Consider the following 13,305-nt stretch of genomic DNA (forward strand, 5'->3'; position numbering starts at 1 on the left):
CTAACTGAACAAATGATTGATAATGTCTTCTGGGGTTGTGACTTTCCAGCTATGAACGGAAACAAGGTCACTTGAAGGGTAGGATTTGGGTTTAGACTCGTGCAATTTGATTAGCTGGTTGCAGATATTGTCGGGATGAGTTTTTGACTTGCCTTGGGACAAGTCCTTATTAAAGGGTGATTTCCAGAACAGATCCCAAGTTTGGCTTATAGTTGCAGCACTGCACATACCGGGAGAATTTCCCCCAAAGCAAATACCAGAGTCGTCCCAGACGTTAGGTAGAGGTGGCTTGTACAGTTGCGCGTCTGGTTTAAATACCCTCCCTTTAACTGCCCACAGGTAATATCTACTACCGCATCCAGCCAACAAAAGTGCAGGCATGGGGACAGTAATTACTTTCGTTTCCTGTCCCATAATTTGAATTTGATATTTTTGGGGAGAGTAAAACTGAATAATTGCCTCTCCCTCTGGATTTTTACCCCACCAAATCGTGTTGCTAGAAAGCCATCCAGATGTAGCAGTTTTACTTGTGAAGGCTTTCTCTACTGCTTCAGGGGAAAGAAATTTGTACTTAGAATTTTTGCCTTCGTGTTCGACTAAAATAAACTGTCCTTTGAGGATAACTAACTGCGCTATTAAATCATCTTGGGGAATATTTGCAAGCAGGATTTGAGAGACATTTTCTAAGTTAATTATTGGTAATATGTTTGTATCCACATTCATGATTTTGATGCTTTATTCCAAATTTTGACTGCTGCTTTCCGAGCAGGAAGAGATGTTTCTAGCAAGTGGGTAAGCTTATTTGATTTTTCCATCATCGAGACGGCTTCTTTCCACTTTTGACCGAGAAACATGATATTCTCATAAGTCCATTCCAGCCAATCGCTTGTTTCACACGTAATATCTAGCCAGATATTTTCAGTCGAGTGATCTATAATTCGTATGGCTGCATCTAAATATTGAAGAGGACTTTTATAACGACGGCATAGCTTGACAAGTGTCTCGAAGTAAATTTCTTCTGCTAGAGCAATGTAATCAGGAGTAAAACCAAAATTTAGTTCCCATTGGCTTATATTGTACCCTTGCCCCATCAACGATAGGAGGAATTTTTCTGAGTATTCTAGTTCCTCGAAATCTTCATACCACCACTCAACTTTTTGTGGTGACACAGGAATACTATTATGTTCGGAACTAAACTCAATCTCGTCGATATATTCTATTGGGAAGAGATGATCATTCACCAGTTGAATAAATTCAATTTCTCTATCGAGGTAGGCACTTGCTGGATGTGATTGTTTATCAATATGAATGGTTGATTCTAACCATTTTTCTGGGAATATTTTTTGATACAGGCTTAATAGATTTACTCGTTCGGAGAGATTTTCTAGGTAGATAATTGCTGTTAAAGAAGTAATAGGTATTTTGAATGATTGTATGTTCGCAAGCATAATTAATCAGCCGCCATAACTCATAGCGGCTATAAATTTGTTATTACAGTACGGGATATTTACTCATGGCAGCAGGTTGATGCTTAAGGCTTCGAGTAACTTTTTCAATGTAGGTTTCCCAATTGTGACCGAGCTTGATAGCTTTTTCTATCTCAGGTTGTAGGGTAATTAAATTTTCGAGACTAATTTGATTTTTTATCTCCAGAAGCTTTATCTGCCACCCTAACTTTAGTGCAGGATTTATTTCTTCAGAACTATTTTTCAATTCTCTGAATTCACTTCCCTTACTACCTGCTTTTTTTACCAGACGAATTGAAACCGTATCATCAGTTGTTTGTCGTTCAATTTCGGCATTAGCATATTCTGGAAAGTAGACGCTAATCGCTGTTTTGAGGGTATTGTCATCTTGGGCGATCGCCTCATCAAGAGAAATTTCTTGTCCTTCGATAATCGCAATGTACTTCATGGTAATTAAAATAGTGACAGTTGGTTGTTAGGCGTAGGTGTTTTCTCTTTATCTTCAGACAGTTTACGCTTTTGTACTTGTCTTGATTGTTCCTGTCTATTCTGATGTATAGTCTGCTTTTCCATCCTTTGCTTGCAGATATCTAACATCTCTGGGAGAGATTTTTCTAAATCCTGTAGCAAGTTATTGATGACAGGATGAGATGTTATCTCAGCAACGTTAATTATCTTAATAATTGGAGGTGCGCCTTTGATTCCAATTGAGACAATTACTGTTTCAGAATTTGGTATTAGTTGAATGGTTATTAAGGTGGTTTTTGTGTCAAAATTGCCTAAATCTATCTCGGTAGATGAATCTTGGTTTATAACTTCAGTGTTTACTAATTCATCTAATGTTTCTTCTAAATCGCTATTCTCTTGAATATCAGGATTAAAATCTCTACTGCTATAACTGTCTTCAAGGTTAGTTGCATTCTCGTCAGGTGATATTTGACTGCTCATGATTAAGAGAGATTGGCTAATCTAAATAAGGTGCGGATAGTAATACCTGTCTTGTTAAAAGACTGCCATTTGTAGGCGCATTCGCCTGATTTGTACTTAGGAGAAAGTTGGCTCCAAGTGTCCCATGCTTTAAATAAAATGGGACTAACACTATGAAGTGCCATCCCGACTTGAATCCACGAGTGGTAATCATCTGCAAATCGAGGGTGTATGACTTCAAGTAGTACAAGTGCAGTCTGGATATTTGTCTCGATTGAGGGAATTAAATGAGCGTATCTGTCTACCCCATATCTGCGGTTATATTTTTCTTGGGGTAGGTTAAACTTTCTTGCTTTCTCCTGTTTGGCAAGCATCTGAGCAATTACCCAGTCGGGGGCTATTTCTATTTGGCGCTCAGATGGACTACAGCCAGGAAGCCATCTGTAATTTCTGCCCTCTGGATGAAAGGAGGGGGGAAGGATTGAGGCTAGGTTTTTGCCTCGAAACTCCAATTGTTCATCCTTCCCAGTTTTGATTTTGCGAGATTTTACTTCCCAAGCTTTTGAATTTGGGATGAGGTATAAGCGCTGGCTCCGATATTTCCTTCCAGAGGTAAATGCAATTGTGGGAGGGAGATATTTTTGAGCGCGATCGTGTAACGACTCCATAGGAGTATCGCGTGCTTCGACGGGTGTTAGCTGGTTAAGTTCTTCTGGTTCTGTATGTTCGTTAATTTGGATAATTTGTCGCCAGGAGGTTTCGCCGTCGCAGTCAATAGCTACTAAGTACCCTTGGGGATGATTGGAACCGCATACCAAGGCTACACCAGTGGGGGTGATCAATCTGTTATTTGTCCAAACTTTTAGACGGCGGCGGACGAGTTCGGCTTGTAGTTCTCTGGGAGAGTAGGTATTTTTTTCCCATTCTTTCCCTAGAGGACGTTTACCAAAGGTGGGGACGATTCGCCACTCTTCGGGTAAGTTGTCAAGCGAAGATACCAAATGACGGATTTGGGCGTGCATGAGTTCATAAAGCTTTTTATTAAATGACTCCTGCATCCTTATTGCGTTAGTTTATGTAGTGGTTTTCATTTCTGTTGGCTCTGGTTCTACTTGAATGATGCGAACTCTACCCATCATTTCTTTTATATTTCTCTTGACGTAGAAATTACCCCCAATTGCCAGTCCGTAATAGCACATATCGCAAAGTTCTTTATCCATGTCAATGTAAGAGCCTTTAAACGATTTGGTTTTAAACCCCAAATTATTCTGAATTTTTGCCGTGTTTATGTGCCAAACTGTTACGCGCTCATAGCACTGTTGTTTAAGATATTCTTGCACTAATCTGTCTATACCTCTGGCATCGCTGATGTGGATTTCTGCCCCCAGATTAATAATAGTGTTAAGGCGTGCGATCGCATCTGTTGGAAGTTTAGTAATGGATGTATCTCTGTCACCAAATATATAAATTTGGATACGTTGTGACGGAAGAGTTTGGTTATTGATAACTCGGTTTTTGTATTTCTCCAGGTAAGTTTTTGCTTTATAGTTAGCAGGAAAGTGATGGGATGATAGCAGCCACTTCTGAAGATTAGCAAGGAATTCTGGGCTGACTAGCTCGTTGATTGGTGAGACTAATGTTTCAGCCATTTTGTAGTGGTTGCGAACGAACATTAACAGCCTGCCTAAATAGTTTTCTCCAGTGTCTCCTGTGGGAATAGCTTTACCATCTTTGGTAACGACAGCCGGAGCACCCCAGAATAAATCTCCCCAGGAATTCCACTCAACAAGTGATTCACCGTATGTTAGCATTAGTTCCTTATACCATGTGCCAGAAGGATGAAATTTTATGACTAGTCCTTTGAGCATGACGGCAATTTTGATATTTTCCCAGCCGCAACGCAGAGATATCTTTTTGCCAGCAAGTTTTGCTTGAGCTGGATTAAGGGATGCAATATATTTTTGTTCTTCTGGGTTGGTTGTCTTTTGGGCTTGGAAAAAATTTTCAACTGACCAGTATTTGATACCATCGGCTGTGATAGGTTCTGCTAGCAAATCAAAATTTGAAAACCAGTTTTTAATTTTTGGTTGCATTGACTTTAATTGTTAAATATGATTAAAGGGATATGCGTAGCATTAGTATATAAATTGCTTTTTTATTACTACCAGTAACTTACTGGTAGTAATTGATTTTTGATGAGATTAATATTTCAGATGGTGATTATGTTTTAAGCCAACCTTTGGTTAAGTGCATTTTCGACTTGATAAGTTCCAAGAGTACAGTTTGCATTGCAAGGAAAGGTAGGAAAATCAAGATATTTATTCATGGTTTTTGTTACCTTGCACAGTACCATTATTCCCTCCCTACCCTTCTTTTTTTGATTGTGATAGTAGCTGATAACCTCAAACTCATTGTTACCAGCTTCAAATCTTCTTCCTGTATATTGGGAGATAGCCTTTTTCCAGTCTGGCTGCCACAGCATGAGTGTATCTATTGCCATTGCTCTAACAACCGGGTTATCTAATTTAAGCAGAATATCTGGTAAGTAATGGCATTGTTTGGCAATTACCTCTAGTGCGTAATTTATTAGCCAATACTCGGCTTCTTTTAAGAGAGCTTTTGATTCGGGATTTTGGCATACTTCATCGTAAACCTTAGACATTAAATATGCCCTTTGTTCAAAAACAATCCCATTAGTTCGCAATTTTAAGTCTGATGGATAATTAATCATCAAATCAGCAAGCTCGTCACTAATTTGAGGGAGAGTATATTTTTCCTTGTCTTGCTCTTTGGGATGGGATATTTTTACTTCATATCCTAGATTGACAGCATGATTAATAATAAAGTCAATGCTATTAGACTCAATAAAATCTCCTAACTTAAAATCTGTTTCTAGAAGGAGATATGTTGGCGCATGGAGAATTTGAAACCGTTTGGGGTTTTGACTTGAATCCGCTAATAGTTCAATGTACATTGCTTATTCTCACAAACTTTTATAAATCTTGTGCGTAAGCGATGTATGTGGTTTAATTACTGAAAAAATAATCCTACCCATCTTGGGTAGGATTATCTTAATTATTGATTAATGGTTCTTGTTTTTGTAGGATTGATTATTTCCTCCAGTAGAGATAGCCCAACTGATTTAAACAGTGCTTTGTTATCATCAGGGCAGCGTTGAATTGTTGTACAAGATGAGCAGCCGTATTTGCAAGGGCAATTATCTACTAGAAACTTTGCCTTCATAAAAGCAGTTTCTAAATACTTGATGAGAGTATCGCACATACCTGTACCGTGTTCGCATGTATCGAAAAAATAGCCTACTATTTTATGATTTGATGGTACTTCGATTAACATGAAATCGATATCTCGACTGTTTGCCCCATGTTCGACAAGTGGTAAACTGAGCATGAGTTGGTGTGCGAGAGTATGAACGCAAATCTGAGTTTCATTGCTTTCAAATATTTGTTTCTCTTCATTGGAAATATATTTCTGTTTGTTGAGTATCTCTTTTCGGAGATTTTTGACGATAGCTGAAAAATATTTTCTTGCATCAGCGTTAATTTCAACCCTAACGCAGAATGTATTGTAATTAAGAGCAAATGCTTCCTTGTATTTATTTTCCTCCAAGAGTTCGACAAATTCTCGTTCAATAAGTTGGGTATTGCAAGCAGGACAAGTTTGTATGTGTCCGGGTAAATTTAAATTGAAGTTGCGACATCTGTTATTAGTGCAAGTCCATTTTTGTTCCAGCCTGTACAAGTTGTACCCGTAAATTTCTTCTTTGATTTTGGCTGAAACAGGTGTAAATCTAGCTGCCCCTTGGGAAAGATTGATAATTTTGGCTTCCCCTGCAATTTTGATTTCCTCGAAATTTAGGTTTCCTTCGGGACGACTAAATAAGTTAGTTGCTTCAATTGGCTTGAGAATTGCTTTACCTTCGGTTAAATTTAGCTCTTGTGATTTATACTGTACGGGGTTGCCATCAAAGTCTTGAGCAAGATATATAGCACCAGGGTAAACTTCTCGTAGCGCAGATGATGCCGAACTTTCCTCAAATTCTTCTGCACTATCTTGATTGATATAACTGATATTTTGGTCAGTGTTGCCTCTGAATTTAATTTTTGAGTGGACATAACCAAGGTTTCGATTAGTTGTCAGTTTTTGGTTATAACTGAAAATTAGTTGATTATTACCGATTAGCTGTCGTGCGATGCCTGCGGCGGGCGTAGCCATCGCATCGCCAGAAGTACCAAAATGCCGCGCAATTTGAGCTTGTGTCGGTTTACTTTCTTTGCAACAGGCGAGAATGTGCTGCTCCAAAATTGTTTCATAATTGTGGTTAAAGTTGATAATTTCTGGAGGGTCAGATAAGAGGCGTTCCGGGTGATTGGCGTAGTAAGAATCCATAATCGACCTTTTCGACGGGATAAATACCAATAGCCCTGCTTCTTGCCTGCCTGCACGCCCCGCCCTTTGGCGAAAGGCAAGAATTGAGCCTGGGTAACTATGTACGATAGTTGCATCGATAGACCCGATATCCAGACCCGCTTCTAAAGCACTCGTGGATATAATGAACTTGACCTTCCCGCCCTGTATATCTGCAATAATTTTGTTACGCTGATTTGCCTTCATACTGCCATAAAATGCTGAGATGCTTTCTCCCAAGTGAGGTAATTGCATCTCCACTAAAGCTTTACGAATGGCATTAGTTAAAACCTTTACCAGTTCTCTACTATCGCAGAAACAAATCCCGACTATTCCTTTACTTACGAGCATAGCTGCAACTTGGGCAGTTTGGTAAAGAGTATTGTTTCGTGCTTTGAGGCTAAGAAAAGTAATCTCCGAGCGTTTTGCCCCACTTTGGTCGATAATAGCAAGGTTGCTTTGTTCTACTCGATTGGATATCTTCTGGGCAATTTCGCTGCTGTTACTAATTGTTGCAGAAGCGAATATGTACTGTAATTTAGAAATATTATTGCCAGCAGATTCTATCATTAATTGAGTTCGCCGATTAAGTAGGGCAAAGTGTGAGCCGAATATGCCTTGATAGAAATGCGCTTCATCACAGACGATGATTGAAATTTTTCTGATTGTTTCTCTAAATCCCCAGTTTGAATCGAACTGATAGTTGTTCAGTTCGTGGTTCCATACATCGGGTGTCACGCATAAAATCGAGGGTTGATGGCTGTAAAGTTGTTTGCGCTCCTGGGGAGGAATATCACCATTGATATTGAGAATTTTAGGGCGAATTTCTTCATCTAGGTGGCTAACAAACGAGCGAATTTTCTCTACCTGATCAAATGCAAGTGCTTTCAAGTTAAAAAATACTAAAGCTGATTTACCTTTTAGGCACTCGTGAATGATTGGAATTAAAAAGGAGATACTTTTACCACTACTGGTAGGAGTTTGGAGAATGATATCTTCCCCTTTTTTGTAAGCCTCCCATGCCTCGACTTGATGAGAGTATAGTTGCGTAATTCCTGACTGACTCAGGGCATATTTAACTAGAGGGTGAATATCATCTGGTATGGGACAAAGTTTAGCTTCTTGAGCCGGAATTACATCACAATTTTGTAGTTTTCCTGAACCATCCAGAATAGCTGCTATTTCTTGGTACAGAATACTTTTACCTGTTGGTGCTTGATTAAGAGGTAATAAATTACCGCTATTTACCTCATGCTCCCAGTCGAAAATAATTTGATTTACACTTCCCTTTTTGAAGTAAAGATTTCTCTCGATGATAGCAGCGATATGGATAACACCATGTTCTTTAGAATAAACCTGTTTATTTGCTTGTAACCATTCAAGCTGGGTCATAAAAAGTTACCTACTTGCTGTTTTAGCAGGTAGGCGTTAGTCAAAAGTAGTGGTTTTTGTTATTGCCATAACTGACTAATTAACCACAGATACTTCTGACAATTTGTAGAAACTCCCGTAAAACAGGTGTCATATCCTCTTGTCGCCACACTACAGCCGTTTCTACTAATGGTGTTTTTTCTTCTAAAGTGCGATAAACTACACCAGCCCTTTGAAGATTTTGCAAAGAAGACGGTACGATCGCAATGCCCATTCCTGCTGACACTAGCCCAATAATTGTTTGCATTTGGATTGCTTCTTGAGTCACTTTTGGACTGAAATTTCCTTGCTGACAGAGACTCAGGATTTGATCGTAAAGTCCGGGGCCCAAATGGCGGGGGAACATAATAAAATTTTCGTCTCTTAGCTCGCACACTGAAATATTTTCTTGTCTAGCTAAGAAATGAGTTACGAGCATTGCTACAATTAGTTCTTCTTGCTGAATGCATTCTTGATTGAAAGTGTTGTCTTCTAAAGGTGGATGGGCAAAACCTACATGGATGCGGCGATTGAATAGCGCTTCTTCTTGCTGAGTTGTCGTTAATTCCTGCAACATTAACTCCACCTCTGGAAACTGTTCTCGAAACCGCCGCAAAATCACAGGCAGCAAATCGTAAGTTACCAAGGTGGTGAAACCTACTCGTAGTTGTCCTTTCTCACCCCTACCTATCCGTTGAGTCAGATCAATTGCCTTGGACAGTTGAGCGAATAATTGATAAGCTTCTTGCAAAAATACTTGTCCGGCTTCCGTTAGCTGCACCTGGCGTTTGGTTTTGCGTTGAAAAAGTTCTACCCCTAGTTCTGCTTCTAGCTGCTGAATTTGCTGGCTTAAGGGCGGTTGAGCGATGTGAAGTCGCTCTGCGGCTTTACTAAAGTGTAGTTCCTCAGCTACAGCAATGAAGTAGCGCAGGTGTCGCAGTTCCATAGTTTTGATATTTTATAAGTCTCAAATATTCATAAATATATATTGGACATGTCAAAAATTGCTACTTATGATACTCATACATGCAAGTCAGAGGATGATGTAACTATGTCAGAGAATTTGAGAAGCCAAGTTGTAACGCAAGGAGTGCAGCGATCGCCTAATCGGGCTATGCTACGTGCAGTTGGTTTTAAAGATGAAGATTTCAACAAAGCCATTGTCGGTATAGCCAACGGTTACAGCACCATCACGCCCTGCAATATGGGGATAAATCAACTGGCGCTCATAGCAGAGGTGGGGATTAAAACCGCCGGGGCGATGCCGCAAATGTTCGGCACGATTACCATTAGCGATGGGATTTCGATGGGAACTGAAGGGATGAAATATTCCCTAGTATCGCGGGAAGTCATCGCTGATTCCATTGAAACCGCCTGTACAGGGCAAAGTATGGATGGAGTACTAGCCATTGGTGGCTGTGATAAAAATATGCCAGGGGCAATGCTGGCGATCGCCCGGATGAATATCCCTGCAATATTCGTTTACGGTGGCACAATTAAGCCCGGTCACTACAACGGACGCGATTTAACTGTTGTCAGTTCTTTTGAAGCTGTTGGTCAATACAGTGCTGGAAAAATTGACGAAAAGGAACTATTAGAAGTTGAAGGTCGGGCTTGTCCTGGTGCTGGTTCCTGTGGGGGAATGTTCACGGCTAACACCATGTCTTCAGCATTTGAAGCGTTGGGGATGAGTTTACCCTATTCCTCAACAATGGCGGCGGAAGATGCCGAAAAAGCCGACAGCACGGAAAAATCGGCATTTGTGTTAGTTGAAGCTATTCGCAAACAAATCTTACCCCTCCAAATTATCACCCGCAAATCTATAGAGAATGCCATCTCTGTAATTATGGCGGTAGGTGGTTCCACAAATGCGGTATTGCATTTTTTAGCGATCGCCCGCGCTGCTAATGTAGAGTTAACCCTGGATGACTTTGAAACAATCCGCGCCCGTGTTCCCGTTTTGTGTGATTTAAAACCTAGTGGTAAATATGTTGCTACAGATTTGCACAAAGCCGGTGGCATTCCCCAAGTAATGAAGATGTTACTTGTCCATGACTTATTACACAGTGATAGCCTCACCATTAGCGGTCAAACCATTGCAGAGATATTAGCAGACATCCCCGAAGAACCATCCACCAATCAAGATGTGATTCGTCCTTGGAATAACCCCATGTATGCTCAAGGACACTTAGCTATTCTCAGAGGTAATCTGGCAACAGAAGGGGCTGTAGCCAAAATTACCGGGGTGAAAAAACCTGTAATTACTGGCCCCGCACGGGTATTTGAATCGGAAGAAGCCTCTTTAGCTGCAATTCTGGCGGGTAAGATTCAAGCTGGTGATATTCTAGTGATCCGCTACGAAGGGCCAAAGGGCGGCCCAGGGATGCGAGAAATGTTGGCTCCCACTTCAGCAATTATCGGTGCTGGCTTGGGTGATGCGGTGGGATTGATTACCGACGGACGCTTTTCTGGCGGTACTTACGGCATGGTGGTTGGTCATGTTGCTCCAGAAGCCGCAGTTGGTGGTGCGATCGCCCTTGTAGAAGAAGGCGATAGTATTACTATTGATGCACCTGCTCGTTTATTGCAGTTGAATATATCCGAAGAAGAATTGGCTCGTCGTCGTGCTAATTGGCAACCTCCTGCACCACGTTACACTAAAGGCGTGTTGGCGAAATATGCCTTTTTGGTATCTTCTAGCAGTATTGGTGCTGTGACCGATTTAGACTTGTTCAATAACTAGTGATTAAGCATATAGAGACCGAAAAAATTAAGAATAGACTAACAACAAGGACTGTTGAAGTTTTTGATGATTTGAATGGAATTGACCTATCCTGGGCGAGTAAGCAGTATCTTGGTGAGCGCTATCGCTAACTGAAGAAATTCTGTCCCGCTTGGAATTGTTGTGTTTTGAAGCTTAAAGCTATAGAATTTTTACGTTTTTTCTATTCTCCATGGCCTCAATTAAGGCTTGAATGATTAGGTCAACTGTACTAATCTAGTCTCAATTCAACTAAAAAGCGGAGATCAATTGTGATTGATCACACTGGTATCGTTGTGAGTGATTTTGAGCGAAGCAAGTCCTTTTATGCTGCGGCATTAGAACCAATTGGACTCTCACTCATTTTAGAGTATTCACAGGAAACAAAAAATTTTTGAATATTAATTAATACCAATATTCATGCCCATACAGTTCATAATACTTTTTCACATTTAATGAAACAGGTGGATGCCAACCTGATGCTTTCAATTCATTATACTCTGGATGTATAATATCAAAATTCACAAATAACGTTGTCACTTGATCACAAGTTTTATAGCAATAAGGCAATTGTATAGGATTGTACCATCCTGCATCTTGAAATTTTTTCGGATAATGGCATCCTTGGTTAATCACTTCTAATTTACCACGTCGATATTGATATGGCATTTTTTCGGCTTCAGCAAAGCCTAAAGCTCTTGCTTCGGCTGGAATATCAAGGCTAAAACCAAACTCATCTCTACCAACAGTTAAACAATAGTCTTTATAACTGTAACAAATATTAGTTGCTGCACTGTAACCTGCTTCTTTTGCTTCACTGTCTAACGATTTAAGCACTTCCAGTGTAGATACTTTAAATAACTGATCTATTTTAAGAAGCCACATTTGATAAGGAATGCCACACATTCTATTTTGAGGTGGCAAACCTAACGCTTTACATACTTCGTGATTAGAGCAGTTCTCTGGTAGTTCACCCGTCATCACTTTGCAGTCTAGAAATAACCAACAATCTTTCTCCTGAATTTTAGGCATATTTAATTAGATGTTTTCAATTATTAGGATACTTAAAAATCAGTTAAAATTTAGCAAAGTTATCTTATCTTTAGACTATATTACCCTAAAATAAACGTTAGGAATAAATCGAAAATTTCTAAATTGTTATTAAAGCAAAAAGGAGAAAATGAATAACGTTATTATTCCCATCGAATTTGAACTCGCGGCAATAAAAATAGCTCAAGCGCATTTCCCTTGGCTACGTTTTAAAGTATCTCCTATCCAGGAGGAGGGAAGAGTCTACAATCGCTCATCAGACGCTATTTATTTTGAAGCTTACTTTCAAAATAGTTTGATTGATTATGATCCTCTCCACAAAAATAATTACTATCCTAGTTTTAACTTTTACTTGTTGCCAGGAAAGAGACTAATTCAGTTAAGTGGCTGGTGGCGCAATCAGGTGCTAACTTTCATCTACGCACCATTAGACCCAGAACCATACAATAAGCACTGGCAAAATGACAAAAACTTGGCTGTACCTTGCCCCTATCCAGACGGCGATAAATTTGAACAGATGGCAATCGCTTTATTTTCTTTAGTTCAGGAGTATTTAGTAGGGTATGAGGGGTGATGCTGCTTCTTCAATTGTCTAGGATTTTTCAGCCAAGCCATTTTAGTAGCTCAACTTACCCAATCAACCCCAATACGCTTGGGTTAAGCATTTTTTCTCTTCTCTCTGTTTCCTCTGCGCCTCTGCGGTAGCCTGCGGCAAGCCGCTCCGCGTCTACGTTAAAAAAGTTGACTTTGACAAAGAGTTTTAGCCTTAACTGAACCGTATTGCCTCCTGACTCTCTACTTCAGGCTAGATTCAGCGCTGTTGACAAGCTTCTTTAGATTTAAAGAAAGGCAAAAGCTTTTGGCGTTAATGAGATTTTGCCTTTAATACTATAAGTGTTTACAAGTTGCTCTAAGGATTCAACAGCATTGTCCTGAAGGATGAAATAGTTTGCTTGGTTACTGACAATCAGCGATAGCTCAGTTGCCCATTGCTCATAGTTGGAACTACCAATAATACCGATAGAAGACTGAATATAGTTAACAAGAATGCTGTTATTGAGACCAAAGCCACCTTCACCCCATATGCAAGCACATTGCAGCAAATACTCGTAGTCCGCGAATACTTGAAACTGGGGGTTCCATCTAGGAGCATTGCTTCGGTAGTGGACGAAACCATTGCTGTCGAATATCTCTTGTTGCCATAGAAGCTGCTGTAAGGAGCAGCAATTGCTAGGCGAAACAAACGGCTTTCCTTGGCGAATAACA

The 13,305-nt window shown here is 40.0% G+C and carries 12 protein-coding genes and 1 pseudogene; 2 read left to right on the forward strand and 11 right to left on the reverse strand.

Going from position 1 to position 13,305, the window contains the following annotated elements; genetic code table 11:
* The 9 genes from ACWATR_RS31180 to ACWATR_RS31220 form a co-directional block, all read right to left on the reverse strand.
* Positions 1–723 (reverse strand): hypothetical protein, encoded by a 723-nt coding sequence (locus tag ACWATR_RS31180; RefSeq protein WP_460341412.1) that lies wholly within the window; start codon positions 721–723, stop codon positions 1–3.
* On the reverse strand, positions 720–1,448 hold the full coding sequence (locus ACWATR_RS31185) for a hypothetical protein (RefSeq protein ID WP_460341415.1): 729 nt from the start codon (positions 1,446–1,448) through the stop codon (positions 720–722). Before ACWATR_RS31185 ends, ACWATR_RS31180 begins: the two co-directional genes overlap by 4 nt.
* Before the next feature lie 43 nt (positions 1,449–1,491).
* Positions 1,492–1,914, reverse strand: a complete 423-nt coding sequence (locus ACWATR_RS31190) for a hypothetical protein (protein ID WP_460341418.1) — start codon at positions 1,912–1,914, stop codon at positions 1,492–1,494.
* 5 nt (positions 1,915–1,919) lie between these two features.
* Positions 1,920–2,414: a hypothetical protein gene (locus ACWATR_RS31195; protein ID WP_460341421.1), complete on the reverse strand. Its 495-nt coding sequence runs from the start codon at positions 2,412–2,414 to the stop codon at positions 1,920–1,922.
* 2 nt (positions 2,415–2,416) lie between these two features.
* Positions 2,417–3,415 carry a bifunctional DNA primase/polymerase gene (locus tag ACWATR_RS31200; protein ID WP_460341424.1) on the reverse strand — a complete coding sequence of 333 codons (999 nt, stop codon included), beginning with the start codon at positions 3,413–3,415 and terminating at the stop codon, positions 2,417–2,419.
* Between the two features lie 51 nt (positions 3,416–3,466).
* A complete protein-coding gene (locus ACWATR_RS31205; protein WP_460341427.1) occupies positions 3,467–4,486 on the reverse strand; it encodes an NADAR family protein in 1,020 nt (339 codons plus the stop codon).
* A 134-nt stretch (positions 4,487–4,620) separates the two neighbouring features.
* Entirely contained in the window at positions 4,621–5,367 is a 747-nt protein-coding gene (locus ACWATR_RS31210; protein WP_460341430.1) for a hypothetical protein, read from the reverse strand.
* 101 nt (positions 5,368–5,468) lie between these two features.
* A complete protein-coding gene (locus tag ACWATR_RS31215; protein WP_460341433.1) occupies positions 5,469–8,210 on the reverse strand; it encodes a DEAD/DEAH box helicase in 2,742 nt (913 codons plus the stop codon).
* Positions 8,211–8,289: 79 nt separating this feature from the next.
* Entirely contained in the window at positions 8,290–9,174 is an 885-nt protein-coding gene (locus ACWATR_RS31220) for a LysR family transcriptional regulator (protein WP_460341436.1), read from the reverse strand.
* 105 nt (positions 9,175–9,279) lie between these two features.
* Between ACWATR_RS31220 and ilvD the strand changes: the two genes are divergently transcribed.
* Positions 9,280–10,971, forward strand: a complete 1,692-nt coding sequence (ilvD, locus tag ACWATR_RS31225; RefSeq protein WP_460341439.1) for a dihydroxy-acid dehydratase — start codon at positions 9,280–9,282, stop codon at positions 10,969–10,971.
* 423 nt (positions 10,972–11,394) lie between these two features.
* Here the strand turns inward: ilvD and ACWATR_RS31230 are convergent, their stop codons facing one another.
* Positions 11,395–12,021, reverse strand: a complete 627-nt coding sequence (locus tag ACWATR_RS31230) for a hypothetical protein (RefSeq protein ID WP_069072312.1) — start codon at positions 12,019–12,021, stop codon at positions 11,395–11,397.
* A gap of 148 nt (positions 12,022–12,169) precedes the next feature.
* On the opposite strand from ACWATR_RS31230, the gene ACWATR_RS31235 reads away from it, so the two are divergent.
* The gene (locus tag ACWATR_RS31235; protein ID WP_069072313.1) at positions 12,170–12,613 is read left to right on the forward strand and encodes a hypothetical protein; all 444 of its coding nucleotides are present in this window, start codon (positions 12,170–12,172) and stop codon (positions 12,611–12,613) included.
* A gap of 265 nt (positions 12,614–12,878) precedes the next feature.
* Here the strand turns inward: ACWATR_RS31235 and ACWATR_RS31240 are convergent.
* Positions 12,879–13,305: pseudogene (locus tag ACWATR_RS31240) on the reverse strand (glycosyltransferase family 2 protein); the annotation flags it as partial.

This window comes from Nostoc sp. UIC 10890 (assembly GCF_054786515.1).